Raw genomic sequence first — 25,963 nt, forward strand, 5'->3', positions numbered from 1 at the left:
CCGCGCTCTGCGGCGTCAGCGTGTTACCAATCTATTCCTTGCTGTGCCTGAATTCCCGCATCAAACGCATGTTTCACCGGACGCATTTCCGTTACGGTATCAGCCAAATCCAGCAACGTGCGATGACAGCCTCGACCGGTAATGATTACGCTTTGCTGAGCAGGGCGCTGTTGCAGCACATCGACCAGCTCCGCTAAATCCAGATAATCCATGCTCACCATGTACGTGATTTCATCCAGGATCACCAGATCGACGCGGCTATCGGCCAACATACGACGCGCCTGCTGCCACACCAACTGACAGGCGGCAGTGTCGGTCTCGCGGTTCTGCGTATCCCAGGTAAAACCGGTGGACATCACCTGAAATTCGACGCCGTGCTGTTCCAGCAAGTTACGTTCACCGTTGGGCCATTCGCCTTTAATGAACTGTACCGCCGCCACTTTTTTACCGTGTCCGCAGGCGCGCAACGCGGTGCCAAAAGCCGCGGTGGTTTTCCCTTTGCCGTTACCGGTGAACACCATCAAAATGCCGCGCGTCTCGGTGGCGGCGGCGATTCGGGCATCAACCTGCTCTTTTAGTCGCTGCTGGCGTTGCTGATGGCGATCATTCATGCGGTTGCCGGCCCCGCTTTGCGTCCCGGCTGCGCATCAAAGCTGGTGCCGGTTTTACGTCGGCTGTCATCACCCATCAAATAGAGGTAGAGCGGCATCAAATCCGCGGGGGTTTTGAGTAAATTGGCATCCTCATCCGGGAAAGCGCTGGCGCGCATTTTGGTGCGCGTACCGCCAGGATTGATGCAGTTCACCCGCAAGTGACGGTTTTTATACTCGTCGGCCAGCACCTGCATCATACCTTCGGTGGCAAACTTCGAAACCGCATACGCGCCCCAGCCTGCACGGCCGGTGCGGCCCACGCTGGACGTGGTAAACACCAGCGATCCGGCATCTGATTTCAGCAGCAGCGGCAGTAATGCTTGAGTTAAATAGAAGGTGGCATCAAGGTTAATCTGCATCACGTCACGCCAGATCTGCGGATCGAGCTCCTCCAACGGTACGATTTCGCCCAGAATGCCAGCGTTGTGCAGCACGCCATCCAGACGCGGCACCAGCGCAGTAACCTGGTCGGCTAACTGCTGGCAGCTTTCTGGCGTAGCTTTGGCCAGATCCAGTAATAAAGAAGCGGCTGGCTGCTTATTTAACTGGTTAATGGCCTGCTCCGTTTTCTGAAGGGTGTCGGCGTTGCGGCCCAACAGGATGACGCGCGCGCCGTAGCGCGCATAGGTCAGCGCCGCTTCACGGCCGATGCCATCGGAAGCGCCGGTGACGAGGATGATGCGATTTTCCAGCAGATCGCTTTTCGGTTGATAATGCACAGCGATGTCCTTTGCTCGGGTCAGAAGGTTTTTGGCTTTATGCCTGAATTTGCCGCGCGGTGCAACGCTTGAGCCTCGCATTCTGTGCCGCCTGCGGGCATTTCAGGCGACGACAGCGCGTAAAGCGGGTAAACTTACAGCTGTTGTAATTTACTGTTTAATAAGGCGGCAGAATGGATTTTTTCTCCAGTTATGGATTATTTCTGGCTAAGGCCGTCACCGTGGTGGTGGCGATCGCAGCTATTGTTCTGATTGTGCTAAATGCCGCGCTGCGTAAACGTCACAGCAGCGGTCAGCTGCGTTTGACGCATCTCGATGATGATTATCGTGAGATGAAGGAAGATCTGCAGCTCGCCAAAATGAAGCCACAGGCGCAAAAAGTGTGGCTCAAGCAGCATAAGAAAGAAGAGAAGCAAAAGGCGAAAGCTGATAAACGCAATGCTAAAGCCGGCGTGAGCGAGACGCTGAAGCCCACGCTGTATGTGCTGGAGTTCAAAGGCAGCATGGACGCGAGTGAAGTCACCTCATTGCGTGAAGAGATCTCCGCGGTGCTGGCAGTTGCGGTGCCGGGCGATGAAGTGCTACTGCGCCTGGAAAGCCCCGGCGGCGTAGTACACGGCTACGGTTTGGCGGCTTCGCAGCTGCAACGCCTGCGCGATGCCGGTCTGCAATTGACGGCGGTGGTGGATAAAGTCGCTGCCAGCGGCGGTTACATGATGGCTTGCGTGGCGGATCGCATTGTGGCCGCACCGTTTTCTATTATTGGTTCAATTGGCGTGGTCGCGCAGATTCCCAACTTCAACCGCCTGTTAAAGCGTAACGATATTGACGTCGAGCTGCATACCGCCGGTCAGTACAAACGGACTTTGACGCTATTTGGTGAAAATACGGAAGAAGGGCGCGAGAAATTCCAGGAAGATCTCAATGAAACGCATCAGCTGTTTAAAGATTTTGTACAGCAGATGCGTCCGTCGCTTGATCTGAACAAAGTGGCGACCGGCGAGCATTGGTATGGCCGTCAGGCGCTGGATTTGGGTTTGATTGATGAAATCGGCACCAGCGATGCGTTGATTATCAAGCATATGGATCGCTTCACCGTGCTGGGCGTCCATTACGCACGTAAGCGTAAAATGATAGATCTCTTCACCAACAGCGCCAGTCTGGCGGCAGAGCAGTTGATTCTGAAAATATGGCAGCGCGGTGAGAAGCCGCTGTTGTAACCGAGCCCGGCAATTGCCGGGCTTTTTTATGCCAGATGATATTGAGAGGAGAGTTCGACCGCGAGGTGTTTAAACACGTTAAATACCGTGGTGGTTTTGGCGGTGGGCAAGCCTTCATCATCGAGAAAATAGGGACCGCGAAACACCAAAACATCACCTTGCTGAATCACATCATTGGCTTCTAATCCGACAAAATAATCGTCGTGCTGCGTGATTATCTGATTGGCTATTTCCAGTAACGCGTGGCGTGAAATAGCTTCCGTTGGCACTGACATTTTTCACCTCTTTTTTGACAGCCATTTTTCTCCTTCTATATTACTTGCGAGCTATCGCGTTCAGCAAATCAGCATGGCGTCGTAAAACTGACGCAAAATTAGGCAGAATGCTAATTAAGTTGCGTAACGGATTTTATCAGGTAGAGTGTGGGCGATTCAGCTTTCAGGGAGATCACACCCGGATGTGTGGTTCTGTCAGATGGAAAACTCGCTCCTAATCATAAAGTTGCAGAAGTCGACGCAATCTGACCTGAGATTATCCCTGCTGCCTTGAAATGCGAAATGCCGGCAGCAATATTGAACCCATTGGGTTTTGGGACCTCCAATTCTCTCCCGTTTATCAGGACGTTTCATTTAGGTAAAGGTACATATGGGTAAATCACTCGTAATCGTTGAGTCCCCGGCAAAGGCCAAAACAATCAATAAATACCTCGGTAATGACTACGTGGTGAAATCCAGTGTCGGTCATATCCGTGATTTGCCGACCAGCGGTTCAACTGCCCGTAAAAGTGCCGACGGGGAAAAAGCGAAACCTGGAAAAAAGGTTAAAAAGGATGAGAAAGCCGCACTCGTAAACCGCATGGGTGTGGATCCCTGGCATGGTTGGGAAGCGGATTATCAAATTCTGCCGGGCAAAGAAAAAGTTGTCGCTGAGCTGAAAAACCTGGCTGCCGATGCAGACCACATCTATCTCGCAACCGACCTTGACCGCGAAGGGGAAGCCATTGCCTGGCACCTGCGGGAAGTGATCGGTGGGGACGATAAGCGCTTTAGCCGCGTAGTATTTAACGAAATTACCAAGAATGCGATTCGTCAGGCGTTTGACAAGCCTGGCGAGCTTAATATTGAACGTGTCAACGCACAGCAAGCGCGCCGCTTTATGGATCGCGTGGTGGGTTACATGGTGTCGCCCCTGCTGTGGAAGAAAATTGCCCGCGGCCTGTCAGCCGGTCGCGTTCAGTCGGTTGCGGTGCGTCTGGTTGTTGAGCGCGAGCACGAAATCAAAGCCTTCGTGCCAGAAGAGTATTGGGAAATCGATGCTGATTTCGCCACGCCGAAAGGCGCCGATCTGGCCATGCAGGTGACGCATCAGAATGACAAAGCGTTCCGTCCGGTTAATCGTGAGCAAACTCACGCGGCGGTAGCGATTTTGCAGAAAGCGCGTTACGAAGTGCTGGATCGTGAAGACAAGCCGACCAGCAGCAAGCCTTCTGCACCTTTTATTACCTCAACGCTGCAACAGGCGGCGAGTACGCGTTTGGGCTTCGGCGTGAAGAAGACCATGATGATGGCGCAGCGTTTGTATGAAGCGGGCCACATCACCTATATGCGTACCGACTCCACCAACCTAAGCCAGGATGCCGTGGCGATGGCACGCGGTTATGTTGAGAGCAGTTTCGGTAAAAAGTATCTGCCAGAAGCGCCGAATACCTATGCCAGCAAAGAGAACTCACAGGAAGCGCACGAAGCAATTCGTCCTTCTGATGTGAATATCGTGGCTGAGCAGCTGAAAGATATGGAAGCTGATGCGCAGAAACTCTATCAGCTGATTTGGCGCCAGTTTGTTGCCTGCCAGATGGTTCCGGCTCAGTACGACTCCACCACGCTGACCGTGGGCGCGGCTGAATTCAAATTGAAAGCCAAAGGCCGCACGCTGCGTTTCGATGGCTGGACGCGCGTGATGCCTGCGCTGCGTAAAAATGATGAAGATCTGACGCTGCCGCCGGTAGATGTTGGCGATATGCTGGATCTTAAAGAGTTGATGCCAAGCCAGCACTTCACCAAACCGCCGGCGCGTTTCAGTGAAGCATCGCTGGTGCGTGAGCTGGAAAAACGTGGCATTGGTCGTCCATCAACGTACGCCTCGATTATCTCCACCATTCAGGACCGTGGTTACGTGCGTGTTGAGAACCGCCGTTTCTACGCCGAAAAAATGGGTGAAATTGTTACCGACCGTCTGGAGTCTAATTTCCGCGAGCTGATGAACTATGACTTCACCGCGCGCATGGAAAATAGCCTCGATCAGGTGGCGAATAATGAAGCCGAATGGAAAGCGGTACTCGACTCCTTCTTCAGTGATTTCAGCCAACAGTTAGATGATGCTGAGAAAGATCCGGAAGAGGGCGGCATGCAGCCGAACCAGATGGTGTTGACGTCAATTGATTGTCCAACCTGTAGCCGCCCGATGGGGATTCGCACCGCCAGTACCGGCGTGTTCCTGGGTTGCTCGGGTTATGCTTTGCCGCCAAAAGAGCGCTGCAAGCAGACCATCAACTTGATCCCGGAAAATGAAGTGCTCAACGTGCTGGAAGGCGATGATGCTGAAACCAATGCGCTGCGCGCTCGTCGTCGTTGCCAGAAGTGTGGCACCGCGATGGACAGCTATCTGATCGATAACCAGCGCAAGTTACACGTCTGCGGTAATAACCCAGAGTGCGACGGCTACGAGATTGAGCAGGGCGAATTCCGCATCAAGGGCTACGACGGTCCGATTGTTGAGTGCGAGAAGTGTGGTTCTGAAATGCATCTGAAAATGGGTCGTTTCGGTAAGTACATGGCGTGTACCAACGACGAGTGCAAAAACACCCGTAAGATTCTGCGTAACGGTGATGTCGCGCCGCCAAAAGAAGATCCGGTGCCGCTGCCAGAATTGCAGTGTGAAAAGTCGGATGCTTACTTTGTGTTGCGTGATGGTGCAGCGGGCGTGTTCCTTGCCGCTAATACCTTCCCGAAATCACGTGAAACGCGCGCGCCGCTGGTGGAAGAGCTGCAACGCTTTGCCGACCGCCTGCCAGAAAAGCTGAAATATCTGTCAGAAGCGCCAGCCGCCGATCCGGAAGGGAATAAGACGATGGTACGTTTCAGTCGCAAGACCAAACAGCAATACGTCTCTTCCGAAAAGGATGGCAAAGCCACTGGCTGGTCAATGTTCTATGTTGACGGCAAATGGCAGGAAGCGAAAAAGTAATTCCCCGCAAGGCCAGCATTCGCTGGCCTTTCTCTTATCCTTATAGCTAATCGTTCTACATTCTTCCTTTAACTGATATAGTAGTTATAGAACTCTTTTCGTTTCGCTGACTCGCTTTCCCTCCCTCACCGCAATTAAAGCGGAAACACGCCTGCCGGGAATGCACCTCTGTCGCTACCAGGAAGATATAACTATGAAATTGCAGCAGTTGCGTTACATCGTCGAAGTGGTTAATCACAATCTTAATGTCTCATCGACCGCCGAAGGCTTATATACCTCGCAGCCAGGCATCAGTAAGCAAGTCCGTATGTTAGAAGATGAGCTGGGCGTGCAGATATTTGCGCGCAGTGGTAAGCATCTGACGCAAGTAACGCCTGCAGGTGAAGAGATTATCCGGATTGCGCGCGAAGTGCTGTCCAAAGTTGACGCGATTAAATCTGTTGCTGGTGAACACACCTGGCCAGATAAAGGCTCGCTGTATGTAGCAACTACCCATACGCAGGCACGTTATGCGCTGCCAGGCGTGATTAAAGGCTTTATTGAGCGCTATCCTCGCGTCTCTTTGCATATGCATCAGGGATCGCCGACGCAAATAGCTGAGGCGGTTTCAAAGGGCAATGCAGACTTTGCCATTGCCACAGAAGCGCTGCATCTGTATGACGATTTGATTATGCTGCCGTGCTATCACTGGAACCGCGCCATTGTGGTAACGCCAGATCATCCGTTGGCGGGTAAATCAAATGTGACGATAGAAGAGCTGGCGGATTTCCCGTTAGTGACTTACACATTTGGCTTTACAGGCCGTTCAGAATTGGACACCGCGTTTAATCGCGCCGGATTAACGCCACGCATCGTCTTCACCGCGACGGATGCTGACGTCATCAAGACGTACGTGCGTTTAGGCCTGGGCGTTGGCGTAATTGCCAGTATGGCGGTTGATCCGGTTGCAGACCCCGATTTGGTGCGTATTGAAGCTTCAGAAATCTTTACGAATAGTACGACCAAAATTGGCTTTAGACGTAGCACCTTCCTCCGCAGCTATATGTATGATTTCATTCAACGTTTCGCACCACACCTGACGCGTGATGTGGTGGATGCGGCGGTCGCATTGCGCTCCAATGAAGACATCGAAGCTATGTTCCGCGACATCAAGTTACCCTTCAAGTAAATTCCTAACTCATTCTTTTGCCAAGGTGTCCAGTGGGCACCTTCGGAATCCCTTAGCGCTTAGCGCCACGAGTACTTCAAAAAAAATCATTATTTTTTTGTAAATGAAACATAGGTCACATGTTTTTTCATTGTTATCTATTAAATGCGAATCAGTACACAATTTTTACGATGCTGCTTTGCAGCTCGCCAGGAATATTCCCATACTCTAGTTAAGAGTTGATGAAGAAGGGCTTTTTAACTGGCTTGGTAAATTAAACTCAAATTTAGATTGGATCTAATTTGCTGTTAACCCAAATTTACAATGTAACGATTTAATTAATAGTTGTGTTGGTAATTAAATTTATCTCATCAATTTTTGGCGTTTTGATAAATAGCGTTAATCGTTGTGCTCAATAAAAATAACTGGATTTTCGGTCTTAACAAGTTTAGGATTCGTCCTAAATCTTAATCGTTGTCATCAATCGTTTTATTGAGAGTGATTATCAAAAACTATGAACACGAGAATAACTGTACAGCCGGGCTTCCGGACTAAAAGCACCAAAGTTGAGCGTACTGGTAATACCCGTCGCAAAGCTTGGATGACTGTCTTCGCTGCTTCAGCACTGTTCTGGGTAGTGGTGGCGTTAATGATTTGGCGTATGTGGGGTTAAGCCATGTGGGCAAATACACTCAGTCGTAAGCATCCGGTTTCTGCACGTCAGCCGCAAACGCCTGCGTGCAAAGTTAAAGACGTTGTATCCACTGAACCTCAGGTCACCATTCCGACTTCGTGGGAACTCAGCGAGAATCAGCGCAACTTTATTGAATCCTTCATGGACATGAAGTCGAAATAACGCAGCATGCGTTCCGTACTATATTTAGTCGTTTAGTCCCTCTTTTTGCCGGATTATCCGGTGGGCAAGTTAAAAGCCCGTCCTTTAACACTCAGCATTAAAAAAACGGTGTCATCAGTACAACGCTGAAGACGGTGGACTTTTTTTGCCCGGAATCCGGGAGGGAGTGAATGATGAACATCAATACAACGACATTATCCTGGGTGAGCGTTTATACCTTTTCCCTGGCTTTTTGGGCCGCCGCCTTTTGGGCGATGATTTAAGCCCTAACTCAAATTATACTGAATTTTATAAATGCCCTGACAAACGTCGGGGCATTTTTCATTGTGTTTTAATGTGTCTATTCGTGTTGTTATCAAAACGTTAACGGCAATGTAGTCTATCTTTAAGTTAAACCTTGCAGTCACTGAGGTTTAAAAAAGATTCACTTACATGGAGGCGCTATGTCGTTAACGTTACGCGAGCAGAGTCAGGACACGCTGGATGTTCGGGCAAAAAAATATCATTACTACAGCTTGCCCAAAGCAGCTCAGCAACTGGGCAATATCGATCGCTTGCCCAAGTCGATGAAAGTCCTGCTGGAAAACCTTTTACGCTGGCAGGATGGTGATTCTGTCACGCTTGAAGATATTGAAGCGCTGGTCGCCTGGCAAAAAGATGCTCACGCCGATCGTGAGATTGCCTATCGTCCCGCGCGTGTATTAATGCAAGATTTTACCGGTGTACCGGCGGTGGTAGATTTGGCTGCCATGCGCGAAGCGGTGAAACGCCTTGGCGGCGACGTCGCCAAAGTCAATCCCTTATCCCCGGTAGATTTGGTTATCGACCACTCTGTCACCGTGGACCATTTCGGTGATGACAAAGCCTTTGATGAAAATGTGCACCTGGAAATGGAGCGCAACCACGAGCGCTACGTTTTCCTACGCTGGGGGCAAAAAGCCTTCAATCGATTCCGCGTAGTTCCGCCAGGCACCGGGATTTGTCACCAGGTCAATCTGGAATACCTCGGTAAATCTGTCTGGCATGAGACGCTGAATGGGCAAGAGATCGCCTATCCCGATACGCTGGTGGGCACCGATTCGCATACCACCATGATCAATGCGCTCGGCGTATTGGGTTGGGGCGTTGGCGGGATTGAGGCTGAAGCGGCGATGCTTGGCCAGCCGGTCTCAATGCTGATTCCTGACGTAGTCGGTTTCAAACTCACTGGTAAATTGCGTCCGGGCATCACCGCAACGGATCTGGTGTTAACCGTTACGCAAATGCTGCGCAAACATGGTGTTGTGGGTAAATTCGTAGAATTTTACGGCGACGGCTTAGCCGACCTGCCGCTTGCCGATCGCGCCACCATCGCCAACATGGCGCCTGAGTATGGTGCGACCTGCGGCTTTTTCCCCGTCGATGATGTCACCCTGAGTTATATGACGCTCACCGGCCGCGATGCGGAGCAGGTTGAACTGGTTGAGGCTTATGCTAAGCAACAAGGTATGTGGCGTAACGCGGGTGATGAGCCGGTGTTCACCAGCTCTCTAGCACTGGATATGGGCGACGTCGAGTCCAGCCTGGCCGGTCCAAAACGTCCGCAGGATCGCGTATCACTCGGTGATGTTCCTACTGCCTTTGATGCCAGCAACGAACTGGAAGTTAATCAGGCGCAAAAACCGCATAAAACCGTGAGCTACCGCGATAGCGAAACTGGAGAAAGCTATCAGCTGGATGATGGTGCGGTCGTGATCTCGGCGATTACCTCTTGTACTAATACCTCAAACCCTAGCGTGCTGATGGCTGCCGGTTTACTGGCGAAGAAAGCCGTTGAACGCGGTCTGATGCGCAAGCCCTGGGTTAAGGCCTCACTGGCACCCGGTTCCAAAGTGGTTTCTGACTACCTTGCTGTGGCCCAGCTTACGCCATATCTGGACGAATTAGGATTCAATCTGGTCGGTTACGGTTGTACTACTTGTATCGGTAATTCCGGCCCGTTACCGGACGCGATAGAAAGCGCGATTAAAGAGGGTGATCTCACGGTTGCCGCGGTGCTTTCGGGTAACCGTAACTTCGAAGGCCGTATTCATCCGTTAATTAAAACCAACTGGCTGGCTTCGCCGCCGCTGGTGGTTGCTTATGCCTTAGCGGGTAATATGAAGCTCAATCTGCAATCCGATCCGCTCGGCCAGGATCGCCAGGGCAACGATGTTTTCCTCAAGGATATCTGGCCTTCGCCGGAAGAGATTGCGGAAGCGGTGCAAAAAGTCACCAGCGATATGTTCCACAAAGAGTATGCCGAGGTGTTTAACGGCACGCCAGAGTGGCAGCAGATCAAAGTCAGCGAAGCGGCAACCTACGATTGGGATGGTGATTCTACTTACATTCGTCTGTCGCCCTTCTTTGACGACATGGAGAAAACGCCGAAGCCGGTGCAGGATATCAAAGGCGCGCGCATTCTGGCGATGCTGGGTGACTCCGTCACCACCGACCACATTTCTCCTGCGGGAAGCATCAAAGCCGAAAGTCCAGCCGGACGCTATTTGCTGTCGCATGGCGTTGAGCGCACCGATTTCAACTCTTACGGTTCGCGTCGTGGTAACCACGAAGTGATGATGCGCGGCACTTTCGCTAATATCCGTATTCGTAACGAAATGGTGCCGGGTGTAGAGGGCGGTTATACCAAACACTTCCCGACTAACGAGCAGTTGGCGATTTACGATGCGGCGATGAAGTATCAGCAGGAAGGTGTGCCGTTAGCGGTGATTGCTGGTAAAGAGTACGGTTCAGGCTCAAGTCGTGACTGGGCAGCAAAAGGGCCGCGCTTACAGGGCGTGCGCGTGGTTATCTCCGAATCCTTCGAGCGAATTCACCGCTCTAACCTGATTGGTATGGGGATTCTGCCGCTCGAGTTTCCGGCTGGCGTGACGCGTAAAACGCTGCAGCTTACGGGTGAAGAGTTTATAGATGTGGCAAACCTGTCGCAGCTTAAGCCGGGTGGCACGGTAACCGTAATTCTGACGCGCGCGGATGGCAGCCAGGAGACGCTGGAAACGCGCTGCCGTATCGATACGGGTAACGAGCTAACCTATTACCAGAACGACGGCATTTTGCATTATGTGATACGCAATATGCTGAACTAAAAGAAAAAGCCGGGATTTCCCGGCTTTTTTTATCTGCTACAAAGACCGCTTACGACTTTGGCAACAGATGACCCATTTTTTCGGCTTTCGTATCGAGATAGTGCGCGTTTTTCGGGTTACGCCCGACAACCAACGGCACGCGTTCGACGATATTGATACCGGCTTCACTCAGGATTTCAACCTTGCGCGGATTGTTTGTCAGCAAGCGCACTTCATTGACGCCCAACAGTTTGAACATATCTGCACATAGCGTGAAGTCACGCTCATCAGCGGCGAAACCGAGCTGATGGTTGGCTTCGACCGTGTCGTAGCCTTTATCCTGCAATGCATAAGCACGAATTTTATTCAGCAAACCGATGTTACGACCTTCCTGACGGTGATACATAAGAATGCCTCGACCTTCTTCCGCAATCGCCGTTAACGCCGCTTCCAACTGGAAACCGCAGTCACAGCGTAAGCTGAACAGGGCATCGCCGGTAAGACATTCGGAATGGACGCGCGCCAGCACCGGATTGTGATCGCTAATATCACCATAAACCAGCGCGACATGGTCGTGGCCGGTTGCCAGTTCTTCAAAACCAACCATCAGGAAATCTCCCCATGGCGTGGGCAGTTTGGCTTCTGCTACCCGTTTAAGCTGCATGTGACTCTCCAGAACCTTCAGAGGATGCGCTATCATCATGATAACGCACGGGCCATGTGGCCCGATGAAACTTACGCTATTGTGCCACAACCCGAACGGCTGCCGTTAATCGGTCAGAGTGATTGTAGTGATAAAGCACAATTATCCAAGCCGCAATGGGTATGTTATTCTTTTTTCAGCTAAAGTTATGCTTAACGCACCTGTTAATCCGGATCTAAAAGGAAGCGAATGTTAAAAATCATTCAGCGCACCACCTTAGGGGCGTTTTTATTGTTGTTGATGCCGTTGGGCGTATGGATATCTAACTGGCAATGGCAACCCGGGGAAAGCGGCAATCTACTTCGCGTGCTGTTTTGGATGACGGAAACCGTTACCAGTCCGTGGGGTATCCTCACCAGTATTATCCTCAGCGCCTGGGTGTTGTGGTGTTTACGCTTTCGGCTCAAACCCGCGATTCTGCTCATTCTCATCATGAATGGTGCGATTCTTGCTGGTCAGTACACCAAATCCTCAATCAAAGAGCATGTGCAGGAACCGCGCCCCTACGTCATCTGGCTGGAAAAAAGTCATGGCATTAACGGTGATGAGTTTTATCAGCTTCATCGCCAGCAGCGCGGCGAAATGGTCTCAACTTTGCTGGCCAATGACACTCAGCTGCCGCAATGGCTGAAGAATCATTGGGCATTTGAAACCGGTTATGCGTTTCCTTCCGGGCATACCATGTTTGCCGCCAGCTGGGCGCTTTTAGCCATCGGCCTGTTATGGCCGCGCCGTCATTTTGCCACCGTTGCCGTATTATTCGTTTGGGCGACCGCGGTGATGGGCAGCCGTTTAGTGCTGGGTATGCACTGGCCGCGTGATTTAGTGATGGCAACGCTGATATCCTGGTTATTGGTGACCGTAGCTACGCTGCTGGCCCAGCGTTTCTGCGGCCCGCTCACCATTCCACCAGAGGAACATCGTGAGATCGCGCAACGTGATGATGGATTGTAATCAGCCTATTCATCCCCATATGATTGATTGTGCTTGCAGAAAAAAGCGCTAACTGATGTGGGGATAAGCAGCATCGACGGCGGTTTTTTGGCATACTTCTATTGGATAACCTCTCGACAGGACGCATTGTGAAATATTTGCTTATTTTTCTCGTGGTATTGGTCATTTTCATTATCTCCGTCACGCTCGGAGCGCATAACGACCAAATCATCACCTTTAACTATCTGCTAGCGCAGGGCGAATTCCGCATTTCAACACTGCTCGCCAGCTTGTTTGGCGCTGGATTCCTGCTGGGATGGGCGATTTGCGGCCTGTTCTGGTTACGCTTACGTGTTTCTCTGGCAAATGCGCAGCGTAAACTTAAACGTATGCAGGCACAGAATGAACAATCAACTGCAGTGATCCCATCACCAACTGCCAGTCGTCGGGATTAATTTTCGATGCTTGAATTGCTGTTTCTGCTTCTTCCTGTTGCTGCGGCGTATGGCTGGTATATGGGCCGCCGCAGTGCCCACCAGGATAAGCAACAGGAAGCGAACCGCCTGTCGCGCGATTATGTGACCGGTGTAAACTTCCTGCTCTCCAATCAACAGGATAAAGCGGTTGATCTCTTTCTCGACATGTTGAAAGAGGACAGCGGCACGGTTGAGGCGCATCTGACGCTTGGCAATCTGTTCCGTTCGCGTGGTGAAGTTGATCGCGCCATTCGCATTCACCAATCCCTAATGGAAAGTGCGTCGCTCAGCTACGAGCAGCGCTTACTGGCGATCCAGCAACTCGGCCGCGATTACATGGCAGCCGGATTGTACGATCGTGCCGAAGATATGTTTGGGCAACTGGTGGAAGAGACCGATTTCCGTATTGGCGCGTTGCAGCAATTGTTGTTGATTCATCAGGCAACCAGCGACTGGCAAAAAGCCATCGACGTGGCGGAAAAGCTGGTTAAGCTCGGCAAAGACAAGCAGAAAGGGGAAATTGCCCATTTCTACTGTGAGCTGGCGTTGCAGGCATTAAGCAGTGACGACCTTGATCGGGCGATGAGCTTGCTGAAGAAGGGCGAGTCAGCCGATCATCAAAGTGCGCGCGTCTCAATCATGATGGGCCGCATTTTGATGGAGCAGGGCGAGTACGCTAAAGCCGCCAGCCGACTGCAGCGCGTGCTGGAGCAGGACAAAGAGCTGGTGAGTGAAACGTTACCCATGCTGGAAACCTGCTACCAGCGCCTGAACCAACCCGAAAACTGGGCGCAATTTTTACAGCGTTGTGTCGACGAGAATACCGGCGCCGCAGCAGAGCTTTATCTCTCTGATATTCTTGAGCAACAGCAGGGACCGGAAGCGGCACAGCTGTATATCAATCGTCAGCTTCAGCGTCATCCGACGATGCGTGTGTTTCATCGTTTGATGGATTTCCACTTACACGAAGCGGAAGACGGACGTGCGAAAGAGAGCTTGATGGTGCTGCGCGATATGGTCGGCGAGCAGATCCGCACTAAGCCGCGATATCGCTGCCAGAAATGTGGCTTCACTGCCCATGCTTTGTACTGGCATTGCCCATCTTGTCGCGCCTGGTCTTCAATTAAACCCATCCGTGGACTCGACGGCCAATAAATGGCCGCATCACGCGTCTGGTTACATCTATTTAGTTACAACATACTTGTGAGTTTAATTAAGAAACTGCCTTGGCATCGTGCAGCTAGCAGTTAAACAGGCAAGTTCTGGCGGTAGCGTGATTGTCGGCACCGGCCTGCGCAGGTAGAATGCTTGCCGTTTGTCCATCGCGCCTGCGGGTGCCAGTTACTGAGGAAACGTTATGCCTGTAACCACTTCACCTATTCTGGTGGCACTCGACTATCATGATCTCAACAGTGCGCTGCAGTTTGTAGACCGCATCGATCCAGGCCAGTGTCGCCTGAAAGTGGGCAAAGAGATGTTCACACTGTTTGGTCCATCGCTGGTGAAAACGCTGCAGGAACGGGGTTTTGAAGTGTTCCTCGATCTCAAGTTTCATGACATCCCAAACACCACCGCACATGCAGTCGCGGCAGCGGCGGATCTTGGCGTGTGGATGGTGAACGTGCACGCCAGCGGTGGCGCTCGCATGATGAACGCGGCTCGTGAAGCGCTGGTGCCATTCGGCAACGATGCGCCGCTGCTGATTGCTGTCACCGTATTGACCAGCATGGATGAAGACGACCTCAAAGGTTTAGGCATCACCTTATCTCCAGCCGCGCAGGCTGAGCGGCTGGCACGTTTGACTCGTGATTGCGGCCTGCACGGCGTGGTTTGTTCGGCGCAGGAAGCCGCGCATTTTAAGCAGGTGATTGGTCAGGATTTCGCGCTGGTTACGCCAGGCATTCGTCCGGCTGGCAGCGATGCGGGCGATCAGCGCCGTATCATGACGCCGCAGCAGGCAAAACTCGCGGGCGTGGATTATATGGTCATCGGGCGTCCGATCACCCAATCCGCCGATCCGGCCGCCACGCTGCAGCAAATCCTGCAAAGTTTACAGGAGGCTTAATGGCTCAGGACAATCGATTGGTGTATTCGACCGATAGCGGTCGTATCATCCATGAAGAAGAGAAAGCGCCACGACCTAAAGGCGATGGCATCGTGCGTATTCAACGCCAAACCAGCGGACGTAAAGGTAAGGGCGTGTGTCTGATTACCGGTGTCGATCTGGATGATAGCGCTCTCGAAAAACTGGCTGCTGAACTGAAGAAAAAGTGTGGTTGCGGTGGGGCAGTGAAAGAGGGCGTGATTGAGATTCAGGGCGATAAACGCGATTTGATAAAAACGCTGCTGGAAGCCAAAGGCATGAAAGTCAAACTGGCGGGCGGTTGAAGCAGTTCGGGCCACTTTTAGGTGGCCCGTTGTTAAGTAGATGCGCTGCGTAGCCTGATAATTATAATTTATTTGCTGATCTGGTGGCCGATGATGCCGCCGACAGCTGCGCCACCAACGGTACCAAGTCCGCTACCGTTGGTCAGCACTGAACCACCAATGGCACCTGCACCCGCACCGATTGCAGTATTACGGTCGCGTTTAGACCAATTAGAACAGCCGCTCAGCGCGACAACTAGTGTTGTTGCCAATACGGCAGCAGTAAGACGTTTCATTGTTGTAGTCATTAACTTCTCCTTGATTGTTAACACCGTGGTAACCATATAAGTATAGATGTTACACCGCACTCGGCAGGGTAAAACGGTCCTAAAATGCGAGTTTGCAAGCCACTTCTTGTTTAATCATCAAAACCAACCCGCGCCACACATTTAACGCCTTAGCCACTTTCCGCAGCTTTTACAGCCGTTCCATCCATAACGCTTTTTCTCCCTGCTCCGCACAATTCAGCTATCACAGTTCGCAGGAGAAAAAAGATGCTGGAAGCGTTAAAGCAGCAGGTGCTGGAAGCCAATCTCGATTTACCCCGTTACAACCTGGTCACCTTTACCTGGGGCAACGTCAGTGCGGTGGACCGCGATCGGGGTTTACTGGTGATCAAGCCGTCGGGTGTGAAGTACGAGCAGATGCAGCGCGACGATATGGTGGTCGTCGATCTCGCCAGCGGCGAGGTGATAGAAGGGAAAATGCGCCCATCCTCGGATACCGCCACCCACCGCGCGCTCTATCTCGCCTGGCCAGAGATCGGCGGCATCGTGCATACGCACTCGCGCCATGCCACCATTTGGGCTCAGGCTGGACGTGAAATCATCGCGTTAGGCACCACGCACGCCGATGATTTTTACGGCACCATTCCCTGCACGCGGCAGATGAACCGCGAAGAGATTGAGCAGGAATACGAGTGGAATACCGGCCAGGTGATCATTGAAACTTTTGCGCAGCGCGGAATTGAACCAACGGCAATCCCCGCCGTGCTGGTGAACTCCCACGGCCCGTTTGCCTGGGGTAAAGACGCGCATGCTGCAGTACACAGCGCGGTGGTATTAGAAGAGGTGGCCTATATGGCATTGCATACCGAGCAGCTGCGCACTGAGTTACCGCCGATTTCGCAAACTTTGCTTGATCTGCACTACCTGCGTAAGCACGGTAAAAATGCCTGGTATGGGCAGAATTAAAGTCAATTCTGAAACATATACGCCTGCTGGCGTAATGCCAGTTAATTAAGCTAATGGTGAGCGCGCAGGCCGGGAGCACTTTTGGTCCGGCGGTCCTCGCGCCGCTAGCGCGGTACCTTCACTTCGCTCGTCTGCCTGACGGACCGACGGAGACGGGACATCCTTGTCCCGGCTCCGCCTTTCGCCTGCGTCCTGCGGGCTCTCCTGGCCTTCTTGCTTCGTTCAGCGCTGCGGATTGCCGGCCCAAAAGTGTCACCGGCCTGCTCACAAGCTTCAGTGCGAGTTGTTGAAAAGGGCAGATGTGTCAGCGCCCGCAAAGATAATCCATCTTTTGAGCAAAAACGCCTCCCGGCTCCTCTCTTTTAACTTCCAATCATCTGGTATGGCGATTCACGTCATAAATACAAAATGATCAATCAATAAAAATAAAACAGCGTTTCATAAATGCATTTGCGATCACTTTTTTCCTTTCTGCCAATCGTTATCTTGCTCGCCATGCCATCTGGCAATTCATAAAAACACCTCCCTCTGGCTCAGTTAAGGTGACACCTTTATGCATATCAAACGTGCAATCGATAAAATTCCTGGCGGCATGATGCTGATTCCGCTGTTTTTGGGCGCGCTGTGCCATACGTTCTCTCCGGGCGCAGGTAAATACTTTGGTTCGTTCACCAATGGGTTGATGACCGGCACCGTGCCGATTCTTGCGGTGTGGTTCTTCTGCATGGGCGCATCCATCAAACTCAGCGCCACCGGCACAGTACTGCGTAAATCGGGCACGCTAGTGCTCACCAAGATTGCGGTGGCGTGGGTGGTCGCGGCGATTGCTTCACGTGTGATGCCGGAAAATGGCGTGGAAGTGGGTATGTTTGCCGGTCTCTCGACGCTGGCGTTAGTGGCGGCGATGGATATGACCAATGGCGGTTTATACGCATCCATCATGCAGCAATACGGTTCGAAAGAAGAGGCTGGTGCGTTTGTCTTGATGTCGCTGGAGTCCGGGCCGCTGATGACGATGGTGATTCTCGGCACCGCAGGCATCGCATCGTTTGAGCCACATGTCTTCGTTGGCGCAGTACTGCCGTTTATCGTCGGGTTCGCGTTGGGTAATCTCGATCCCGAACTGCGCGAGTTCTTTGGCAAAGCGGTACACACGCTGATTCCGTTCTTTGCTTTCGCGTTGGGTAATACCATTGATTTGACCGTCATCGCGCAAACTGGCCTGCTGGGCATTATGCTGGGTGTCGCAGTGATCATTGTCACCGGCATTCCGCTGATTATTGCCGATCGACTGATTGGCGGTGGCGATGGGACAGCGGGGATTGCGGCATCCAGCACCGCAGGCGCTGCCGTAGCCACGCCAGTGTTGATCGCCGAGATGCTGCCACAGTTTAAACCGGTCGCACCCGCCGCAACGGCATTAGTTGCTACTTCGGTCATTGTCACCTCCGTCATTGTCCCCATCATCACCGCGGTTTATTCACGACGCGTTAAGCGTTCTCATATTGCTGTGGGGCAACGCGCTGCCATCAAGTAAGCCCGCTAATGCTTCCCCGGCCGCTGGTCGGGGATATCTCTGGATTTTGCTTTATAAATCAATCTCTCATTTGGTCTGGCCTCACTCTGGATTACGCTGATGTGGCGTTTAACGCACTACATAAACATAAACAGAGGATGAGACAATGACAGTAATTAACCAACCAACATGCAGACTGTTCACCGAAGTTGGACAAACCACACAGCTCGCGGCCTACTATGAAGAGGGTCGCCGCACCATGTGGATGATGCTGCGTGCGCAACCCCGTCCGAGTTTTAACCACGAATTAATTGAGGAGATCATGAACCTGAGCTATTCCGCTCAACGTTCCGGTTTGCCGATTGATTTCTGGGTGACGGGTTCGTTAGTGCCACAGATGTTTAACGCCGGAGGCGATTTGCGTTTCTTTGTGGAATGCATTCGCAACAACCGTCGTGAAGCACTGCGCGCTTATGCGCGTGCCTGTGTCGACTGCATCCACTCCGCAGCGCGGGGTTTCGATACCGGTGCGGTTACGCTGGCAATGATTGAGGGCAGTGCGCTCGGCGGCGGCTTTGAAGCGGCGCTGGCACATCACTTCATTCTGGCGCAGAACAGCGCGCGCATGGGTTTCCCGGAGATCGCATTCAACCTGTTCCCCGGCATGGGCGGCTACTCGTTAGTGGCGCGTCGGTCTGGCATGAAGCTGGCCGAAGAGCTGATTATGGAAGGTGAGTCACACAGCGCGGAATGGTATGAAACGCGTGGTCTGGTCGACAAGGTGTTCCAGCCGGGCGATGGTTATCGCACCACACGCACCTTCATCGATACGTTACGTCCAAAACTGAACGGCGTGCGGGCAATGCTGAAAGCGCGTCAACGCGTATTGCAGTTATCACGCGCTGAGCTAATGGATATCACGGAGGACTGGGTCGATTATGCCTTCACACTGGAACCTAAAGACATTGCTTACATGGAACGACTGGTACAACTGCAGAACCGTCATAGCGCATCCTTGCGCAAAGCCGGCTAATCTCGCAGACCAGCGTTAAACGCGGGCAGGATGCTTAGCCAGCCAATGCCCGAGCTGTTCTGCGGGCATTGGTTTTGCATAATAATAACCTTGACGCCCATCAACACCGTTGGCCATAACAAACTTCTCTTCGGCTTTGGTTTCAATGCCCTCGGCAATCACCTGCAGCTTCAGGGCTTTGGCCACCGCGACAATCGCACGCACCAGCGACTGCGCCACGGGTTGTTTGTTGATATTACGTACAAAGCTCTGATCCAGCTTAATGGCATCAATCGGGACGCGTGCCAACTGAGAAAGTGAGGAGTAACCGGTACCAAAGTCATCGAGATGCACTTGCGCACCCAGCTCCTGGAACTGTTTCATCAGCATCAGCGCACCGGCTTCATTCTCAATCAGACAGCTTTCCGTCAGTTCGATATCAATCGGACAATCGGTCAAACCGGCTTCATTCAATGCCTGTTTCAGATCGGTGTAAATGCTCTGGTCGATCAGCTGCTTAGCCGAGACGTTAACCGCGACGCGCAGAAAGATGCCTTCGCTGCGCCACTTAATGATCTGCTGCAGCACGTTGAGCATCACCCAGCGGCCCAATGGCACAATCAAACCGGACTCTTCGGCGTAGGAGATAAAATCGCCCGGCGGCACCAGACCACGCTCTGGAGAATTCCAGCGCACCAGCGCTTCGGCGCTCAGCACTTCGCCTTCGGCATTGAGTTTTGGCTGGTAATGCACCACCAGATGATCCAGCTCGAGCGCTTTGCGCAGGTTGGTATCGAGCCACAGATACTCAAACACGCGCTGATTCATCTCATTAGCGAACACGCAAAATTTGCCGCGGCCGTTTTCTTTGGCGTGATACATCGCGGTATCGGCGTTACGAATCAGGCTTTCACGATCTTCACCATGCAGCGGGGCGAGGGCGATACCCAGCGAGCAGCCGCTGTAAACCTCAATCAGGCCAATGCGGAATGGCTGACGCAGCCGCTCAAGAATACGCGACGCCATCGCTTCCAGCGCTGCCTGGCTGGTGTGTTCCGCCAGCACCACGAACTCATCGCCGCCAAGGCGCGCCAGCGTCTGGTCTTTGCCAAGACAGCTGAGAATGGCCAGCGACACGGCTTGCAGCAGCTGATCGCCAAACATATGGCCGTAAGCGTCGTTCACCTTCTTAAAATTGTCTAAATCGAGGTACACCACACCGGTTTGACTGCCATTCGCCAGCTCCAGTGCCAGACTAATCTGCTGATGAATCGCGTTGCGATTGGGCAAGCCGGTGACGGTATCGGTATTGGCCAGCACGCGCAGACGTTCCTGAGCGCGGCGCTCTTCGGTTATGTCGGTTCCGGAACAGATGAGGAAAATTTCATTTTTTCCGCTACCGCTGTGAACGAACTTATTACGAAACAGAAACAGTCGCTGACCTTTACGGGTTTTTATCCAGCGTTCAACTTCGTAAGAACTGCCTTCACGGAAGAAACCGGCGATATTACGGCGTGATGCCTGCGCTTCCTGCTTGGTCATAAACAGCTGGAATACGTTGCGGCCAATCACTTCCTGCTCTTTCAGCCCGGTGTACTCTTCACTCAAACGGTTGAAACGCTGGATATTGCCGCGTTGATCGAGGATCACGATGACGGAATTCGCCTCAGAAACCACTTGCTCGGCGAAGGATAAACCCAGCGTCAAATCACGCGCGACAGACGACGTATCGCCCCAGGCTGACGAGGTGCCTGCCCAGGTAGATTGATTGACTTTACGGCCGACAAAATGCATCGGAACAGGTTCGCCATGCAGCGACAGCGTGAGGTTAATACTTGAGGTAATGACCGTCATCGCACGTAATAAACTGGCTTGTGCTGGAGTCAGCGGCACCGCCATATTGGTGTTTGCGTTCTCATCTTCGGCAAAATGCAGAGCATCACTATCTGAAGTTAAACGCCAATGAGGGCTGGTGGTGCCAAACAAGGTATATAGCAATGTTTGCCCTTGTTCATCGGTCATGGAAACTTCCTCCGGGGGAATGCTCAGCGGGCGGTATCTCATTATTTTAGCAACAGTATTCAACCTCCTGCGTCAGCACAAGATGCAATCCAAATATATTTTTGTTTTTATTAAAGAATGGCACGAAAAAGCCCCGACAAGCGGGGCTAATCTCTGTTAGCAAGGGCACTTACCGAGTTTTCCGGCCTGGCTGGGAAAGCGGGCATCGAGGCAGTGACGGTGAAAAGCGCGCTCATCCATGGGGGCGATCGTTGGATGATGTTCGCGCATATGCTTCAGATAAGTTTGATAGTCATGAACGCCGACCATTAAACGAAAACTTTGCTGCAATCCCTGCCAGATGCGCTGCCAGCGCGTAAGATTTTGCCCAGCCGTGGCGGGGGCGATTGGTAAGCACTGCTGAATGTGCCACGGCCCGTTGGGTTTTCTCCAGTGATAAATGGACTCAGACATTTCGCACCTCTTTACGCAGTGAGATCTCGGATTCATGGGTGGTTGGCACCGTGCTGTTGAGCGCCCGACGAATCACGAAGAAGGCCGCCACCAGCATGGTCACCGCCACCAGCATGAAGAAGGCGCACAGGGCCGCGTTAATTTGATTGCTGAAGACGATGGTTTGCATGTCAGCCACACTCTTCGCCGGGGCGATGACGATGCCGTCATCAATGCCTTTGCGGAACTTGTTGGCCTGCGCCAGGAAACCAATCGAAGATTTTTCGTGGAAAATCTTCTGCCAGCCTGCGGTCATCGAGGTAATGAACAGCCAGGCGGTTGGAACAATCGTCACCCACGCATAACGCTGCTTCTTCATTTTGAACAGCACCACGGTGCCGAGAATCAACGCCATTGACGCCAGCATCTGGTTGCCGATACCAAACAGCGGCCACAGCGTATTGATGCCGCCGAGCGGATCGACCACGCCCTGATACACAAAGAAGCCCCAGCCCGCCACCGCGACGGTGGTTCCCGCCATGTTGCCCAACCATGAACGGTTATTCGCCATCGACGGTACCACGGTGCCCACCAGATCCTGCACCATAAAGCGACAGGCGCGGGTGCCGGCATCCACAGCGGTCAGGATAAACAGCGCTTCAAACAAGATGGCGAAGTGATACCAGAACGCCATCATGGCGCGGCTGTTAAACACTTCGGTGATGATATGCGCCATGCCGACCGCAAAGGTTGGTGCACCACCAGCACGCGAAAGAATGGTGCTTTCGCCGACGTCGCGCGCAATGCCGCTCAGCATCTCGGGCGTCACCACGAACCCCCAGCCATTAATCACCTGCGACGCATTTTCCACCGTGGTGCCAATCAGCGCGGCAGGGGAGTTCATGGCAAAGTAGACGCCCGGATCAAGCACCGATGCGCAAATCAGCGCCATGATCGCCACAAAGGATTCCATCAGCATCGCGCCGTAGCCGATAAAGCGGATATGACTTTCGCGCTCCACCAATTTCGGCGTGGTGCCGCTCGAAACCAGCGCATGGAAACCTGAAATGGCGCCACAGGCGATGGTGATAAACAGGAACGGGAACAGCGCACCGGAGAAGACCGGCCCGGTGCCATCAATAAATTTGGTCACTGCGGGCATCTTCATCTCGGGCATGGCAAACACGATGCCGATGGCCAGACCGATGATCACGCCAATTTTCAGGAAGGTGGAGAGATAATCGCGTGGTGCCAGCAGCAGCCACACCGGCAGCGAAGAGGCGACAAAACCGTAGATCACCAGCACCCACGTCAGCTCCGTGCCTTTCAGCGTGAACAGCGGGCCCCAATAGGGATCGGCTGCTACATTGCCGCCGTAAATAATCGCCGCCATCATCAGCACGAAGCCAATGATCGACACTTCCGCGATTTTTCCCGGACGCAGGAAGCGCATATACACGCCCATAAACAGCGCAATCGGAATGGTTGCGGCAATGGTGAACAAACCCCATGGACTGTTGGCCAGCGCCTTCACCACCACCAGCGCCAGCGCGGAGAGGATGATGATCATCACACCCAGCGCGCCGAGCATGGTGACCACGCCAGCGAATGAGCCGAGCTCCTGACGCGCCATCTCACCCAATGAGCGGCCATCACGACGCGTTGAGATAAACAGGATCAGGAAATCCTGCACCGCACCGGCAAACATTACGCCAACCAGAATCCAGATGGTGCCCGGCAGGAAGCCCATCTGCGCCGCGAGGATCGGACCAACCAGCGGGCCCGCACCGGCAATCGCCGCAAAATGGTGGCCGAACAGCACCCATTTATTGGTCGGCACATAATCGAGGCCGTCACTTAAGCGCTCCGCCGGCGTGCGACGGCGATCGTCCAGTTCGAAAATACGCTTAGCGATAAACAGGCTGTAAAAGCGATAGGCAATGCTGTAGCAGGCGACGGAGGCAATCACCAGCCACACCGCGTTGACGTGTTCGCCACGGCTGAGGGCCAGCATGGCAAATGCGCCCGCGCCAATTAACGCCACCGCTAACCAGATGAGACTGGTTTTGACGTTGTTCATGAGTTAACTCCTTGTAGGGACCGGGAAAAGAGACGATCGAATACAACAAGTTAAAAGTAATGTAATGAATTGTTAACGACAGACAAAGGCATTAGAAATGTGAAGCGGAAAGCAAATTTAAAATTTGCTAAAGCGGGCGGAGAGAAATGCGGGATAACGGCTGTTATCCCGCGAGTTTTCATGCTCAGGCGGCCGGACGCGCGACCACGCTGCGGGTTTCCATACGCACTTCGGCGATGGTCACGTCGATGATGTCAGTGACACGGTAAGCGACTTCACCTTTTATCTGCACGGTGCCGCTTTCCTGCGAGCACACCAGCTCATCACGCACCGCGTGGATGAACGGCGCAGGAATGAAGGCTACCGCGCCATTCTCCAGCAGACGAACGCGCATGCCGCCGCGAGACACGTCGATGATCTCGGCGCTGAACTTGCGATCGGTAGCGGCAAACGGTGCAAGGAAGCGGGCATACAACCAGTCCCCAACATCGCGCTCGGCCATGCGGTTCAGGCGACGACGTTCGCTCATGATGGTGGTCAGCTCATCCTGCGGACGGCCAGTGCTTTCACCGCGCACGATCGCCTTCAGCAAGCGATGGTTGATCATGTCGCCGAACTTACGAATCGGCGAAGTCCAGGTCGCGTAGGCTTCGAGGCCAAGACCAAAGTGCGGGCCCGGCTCGGTGCCGACTTCTGCAAACGACTGGAAGCGACGAATGCGGCTATCCAGATACTGGGTTGGCTGCGCATCGAGTTGACGACGCAGCTGGCGGAAGCCTTCCAGCGTGGTAATCGCCTGCGGATCCACGGTGATGCCATGCCCCGCCAGCACGCCAGCGGCCTGCTCAGCATTGGCCAGATCGAAACCGGTGTGCAGGTTATAGATACCGAAGCCCAGTTTCTCCTGCAGCACTTTCGCGGCACAGACGTTAGCCAGAATCATTGACTCTTCCACGATGCGGTTCGCGATGCGACGTGGCTCAGAGATGATATCCAGTACTTCGCCTTTCTCGCCCAACACAAAGCGGTAGTCTGGACGATCTTTAAACACCAGCGCGTGGGTTTGACGCCATTCGCTGCGCGCCAGGCAAACCTGATGCAGTAGGCGAATCTGCTGAGCAATGGCGTCGTTTTCAGGCTGCCAGCTGCCGCTGTTTTCCAGCCAATCGGAAACTTCGTCATAAACCAGCTTGGCTTTCGACTCGACCCACGCAGCAAAGAAATGCACGTCATCAGCCAGGCTGCCATCTTTCAGCACGGTAACGCGACAAGCCAGCGCGGGACGACGCTCGTTCGGACGCAGGGAACAGACGTCGTCAGAGAGTTCGCGCGGCAGCATCGGAATGTTGAAGCCCGGCAGATAGTTGGTGAACGCGCGTTTCGACGCCAGCTTATCCAGCTCGCTGCCTTCTGCCACGTAAGCGGTTGGATCGGCGATAGCGATGGTCAGGATCAGATTGCCGTCGGCAGCCTCTTCCACGTACAGCGCATCATCCATATCCTGGGTGCTGGCGCTGTCGATGGTGACGAAGTTCAGTGCGGTCAAATCTTCACGCTGCAAATTTTCGTCGAGCATCTCACCAAAACCGACGTCCGGAGCCTGACGTTCGAGGTTATGGCGCGACAACGTTACCCACCACGGCGCGAGGTGATCGTCCGCAGTGACAATGAATTCGGTCAGTTCAGCATAGAAACCGCGATCGCCTTTCAGTGGGTGACGACGCATCTCTGCTACCGCCCAATCGCCGTTCTGGAAATCGTGGGTCACGCCACGTTCGGCGCGGCACTGAATCGCCTCTTTCAGCAGCGGATGATCCGGCACAATTGACAGGCGATCGTCTTTCTTCTGCACGCGGCCGACAAAGCGGGTCAGGAACGGCTCAACCAGGGTTTCCGGCTCGGCACTCTCGCGGTCTTTATCGGTGTGGATCACGGCTGAAATACGGTCGCCGTGCATCACTTTCTTCATCTGCGGTGGCGGAATGAAGTAGCTTTTCTGGGCATCAACTTCGAGGAAACCAAAGCCTTTTTCCGTACCTTTAACAACACCTTCGACGCGCGGAGTCTGCGCGTGAAGCTTCTCTTTAAGCTGCGCGAGCAGCGGATTATCCTGGAACATAATTTATATAGTTTCGTGGCCTAAGAGCGGCTGACAGTTTTACGCGAATCGGGTCCGCGCGGCAAGGCCAAAACAGGCTAAAAAGCCGCTTTACGCGGCTTTTTACCT

At 53.1% G+C, this 25,963-nt stretch carries 23 protein-coding genes; 14 read left to right on the forward strand and 9 right to left on the reverse strand.

Annotation, left to right across the window (positions count from 1 at the left end; genetic code table 11):
- Positions 1–23: 23 nt before the first annotated feature.
- The gene (gene cobO / locus PZBJ_RS21910; protein ID WP_101764267.1) at positions 24–611 is read right to left on the reverse strand and encodes a cob(I)yrinic acid a,c-diamide adenosyltransferase; all 588 of its coding nucleotides are present in this window, start codon (positions 609–611) and stop codon (positions 24–26) included.
- Entirely contained in the window at positions 608–1,372 is a 765-nt protein-coding gene (locus PZBJ_RS21915; protein WP_101764612.1) for a YciK family oxidoreductase, read from the reverse strand. Before PZBJ_RS21915 ends, cobO begins: the two co-directional genes overlap by 4 nt.
- A gap of 173 nt (positions 1,373–1,545) precedes the next feature.
- On the opposite strand from PZBJ_RS21915, the gene sohB reads away from it, so the two are divergent.
- Positions 1,546–2,592: a protease SohB gene (gene sohB / locus PZBJ_RS21920; protein ID WP_101764268.1), complete on the forward strand. Its 1,047-nt coding sequence runs from the start codon at positions 1,546–1,548 to the stop codon at positions 2,590–2,592.
- Between the two features lie 26 nt (positions 2,593–2,618).
- On the opposite strand, the gene PZBJ_RS21925 is transcribed toward sohB, so the two are convergent.
- Positions 2,619–2,867 carry a DUF2498 family protein gene (locus tag PZBJ_RS21925; RefSeq protein ID WP_101764269.1) on the reverse strand — a complete coding sequence of 83 codons (249 nt, stop codon included), beginning with the start codon at positions 2,865–2,867 and terminating at the stop codon, positions 2,619–2,621.
- Positions 2,868–3,237: 370 nt separating this feature from the next.
- Here PZBJ_RS21925 and topA point away from each other — a divergent pair, with 370 nt between their 5' ends.
- The 5 genes from topA to acnA all read left to right on the forward strand — a co-directional run bounded on the left by topA (position 3,238) and on the right by acnA (position 10,963).
- Entirely contained in the window at positions 3,238–5,835 is a 2,598-nt protein-coding gene (gene topA / locus PZBJ_RS21930; protein ID WP_101764270.1) for a type I DNA topoisomerase, read from the forward strand.
- 193 nt (positions 5,836–6,028) lie between these two features.
- Positions 6,029–7,003: an HTH-type transcriptional regulator CysB gene (cysB, locus tag PZBJ_RS21935; RefSeq protein ID WP_064738814.1), complete on the forward strand. Its 975-nt coding sequence runs from the start codon at positions 6,029–6,031 to the stop codon at positions 7,001–7,003.
- Positions 7,004–7,496: 493 nt separating this feature from the next.
- The gene (locus PZBJ_RS21940; protein ID WP_071531660.1) at positions 7,497–7,655 is read left to right on the forward strand and encodes a YmiA family putative membrane protein; all 159 of its coding nucleotides are present in this window, start codon (positions 7,497–7,499) and stop codon (positions 7,653–7,655) included.
- A 3-nt stretch (positions 7,656–7,658) separates the two neighbouring features.
- On the forward strand, positions 7,659–7,838 hold the full coding sequence (locus tag PZBJ_RS21945) for a YciX family protein (RefSeq protein ID WP_064738813.1): 180 nt from the start codon (positions 7,659–7,661) through the stop codon (positions 7,836–7,838).
- Between the two features lie 443 nt (positions 7,839–8,281).
- Positions 8,282–10,963 carry an aconitate hydratase AcnA gene (gene acnA / locus PZBJ_RS21950; protein WP_101764271.1) on the forward strand — a complete coding sequence of 894 codons (2,682 nt, stop codon included), beginning with the start codon at positions 8,282–8,284 and terminating at the stop codon, positions 10,961–10,963.
- A 49-nt stretch (positions 10,964–11,012) separates the two neighbouring features.
- Here the strand turns inward: acnA and ribA are convergent, their stop codons facing one another.
- Positions 11,013–11,606, reverse strand: coding sequence for a GTP cyclohydrolase II (gene ribA, locus PZBJ_RS21955; protein ID WP_097097212.1), 594 nt, complete (start codon positions 11,604–11,606; stop codon positions 11,013–11,015).
- 228 nt (positions 11,607–11,834) lie between these two features.
- Between ribA and pgpB the strand changes: the two genes are divergently transcribed.
- The 5 genes from pgpB to yciH all read left to right on the forward strand — a co-directional run bounded on the left by pgpB (position 11,835) and on the right by yciH (position 15,442).
- Positions 11,835–12,599, forward strand: coding sequence for a phosphatidylglycerophosphatase B (gene pgpB, locus PZBJ_RS21960; protein WP_101764272.1), 765 nt, complete (start codon positions 11,835–11,837; stop codon positions 12,597–12,599).
- A 128-nt stretch (positions 12,600–12,727) separates the two neighbouring features.
- The gene (locus PZBJ_RS21965; RefSeq protein ID WP_101764273.1) at positions 12,728–13,033 is read left to right on the forward strand and encodes a LapA family protein; all 306 of its coding nucleotides are present in this window, start codon (positions 12,728–12,730) and stop codon (positions 13,031–13,033) included.
- Between the two features lie 6 nt (positions 13,034–13,039).
- The gene (gene lapB / locus PZBJ_RS21970) at positions 13,040–14,209 is read left to right on the forward strand and encodes a lipopolysaccharide assembly protein LapB (RefSeq protein ID WP_101764274.1); all 1,170 of its coding nucleotides are present in this window, start codon (positions 13,040–13,042) and stop codon (positions 14,207–14,209) included.
- A 202-nt stretch (positions 14,210–14,411) separates the two neighbouring features.
- Positions 14,412–15,119, forward strand: a complete 708-nt coding sequence (gene pyrF / locus PZBJ_RS21975) for an orotidine-5'-phosphate decarboxylase (RefSeq protein ID WP_101764275.1) — start codon at positions 14,412–14,414, stop codon at positions 15,117–15,119.
- Entirely contained in the window at positions 15,119–15,442 is a 324-nt protein-coding gene (gene yciH, locus PZBJ_RS21980) for a stress response translation initiation inhibitor YciH (RefSeq protein ID WP_101764276.1), read from the forward strand. Before pyrF ends, yciH begins: the two co-directional genes overlap by 1 nt.
- A 68-nt stretch (positions 15,443–15,510) precedes the next feature.
- Here yciH and osmB read toward each other — a convergent pair whose 3' ends face one another.
- Positions 15,511–15,729, reverse strand: coding sequence for an osmotically-inducible lipoprotein OsmB (osmB, locus tag PZBJ_RS21985; protein ID WP_008106509.1), 219 nt, complete (start codon positions 15,727–15,729; stop codon positions 15,511–15,513).
- A 246-nt stretch (positions 15,730–15,975) separates the two neighbouring features.
- On the opposite strand from osmB, the gene araD reads away from it, so the two are divergent.
- The 3 genes from araD to PZBJ_RS22000 all read left to right on the forward strand — a co-directional run bounded on the left by araD (position 15,976) and on the right by PZBJ_RS22000 (position 19,223).
- A complete protein-coding gene (araD, locus tag PZBJ_RS21990) occupies positions 15,976–16,674 on the forward strand; it encodes an L-ribulose-5-phosphate 4-epimerase (RefSeq protein WP_101764277.1) in 699 nt (232 codons plus the stop codon).
- 553 nt (positions 16,675–17,227) lie between these two features.
- Entirely contained in the window at positions 17,228–18,211 is a 984-nt protein-coding gene (gene kdgT / locus PZBJ_RS21995) for a 2-keto-3-deoxygluconate transporter (protein WP_101764278.1), read from the forward strand.
- 145 nt (positions 18,212–18,356) lie between these two features.
- A complete protein-coding gene (locus tag PZBJ_RS22000) occupies positions 18,357–19,223 on the forward strand; it encodes a crotonase/enoyl-CoA hydratase family protein (RefSeq protein ID WP_007892438.1) in 867 nt (288 codons plus the stop codon).
- Positions 19,224–19,238: 15 nt separating this feature from the next.
- On the opposite strand, the gene pdeR is transcribed toward PZBJ_RS22000, so the two are convergent.
- The 4 genes from pdeR to PZBJ_RS22020 all read right to left on the reverse strand — a co-directional run bounded on the left by pdeR (position 19,239) and on the right by PZBJ_RS22020 (position 25,855).
- On the reverse strand, positions 19,239–21,224 hold the full coding sequence (gene pdeR, locus PZBJ_RS22005; RefSeq protein WP_101764279.1) for a cyclic di-GMP phosphodiesterase: 1,986 nt from the start codon (positions 21,222–21,224) through the stop codon (positions 19,239–19,241).
- A gap of 156 nt (positions 21,225–21,380) precedes the next feature.
- Positions 21,381–21,677 (reverse strand): YbdD/YjiX family protein, encoded by a 297-nt coding sequence (locus PZBJ_RS22010; RefSeq protein WP_101764280.1) that lies wholly within the window; start codon positions 21,675–21,677, stop codon positions 21,381–21,383.
- The gene (locus PZBJ_RS22015) at positions 21,670–23,736 is read right to left on the reverse strand and encodes a carbon starvation CstA family protein (protein WP_101764281.1); all 2,067 of its coding nucleotides are present in this window, start codon (positions 23,734–23,736) and stop codon (positions 21,670–21,672) included. Before PZBJ_RS22015 ends, PZBJ_RS22010 begins: the two co-directional genes overlap by 8 nt.
- Before the next feature lie 184 nt (positions 23,737–23,920).
- Positions 23,921–25,855, reverse strand: coding sequence for an exoribonuclease II (locus PZBJ_RS22020; RefSeq protein WP_101764282.1), 1,935 nt, complete (start codon positions 25,853–25,855; stop codon positions 23,921–23,923).
- Positions 25,856–25,963 lie beyond the last annotated feature (108 nt).

The sequence above is a fragment of the Pantoea endophytica genome, assembly GCF_002858935.1.
In the GTDB taxonomy this organism is placed as follows: Bacteria; Pseudomonadota; Gammaproteobacteria; order Enterobacterales; family Enterobacteriaceae; genus Pantoea; species Pantoea leporis.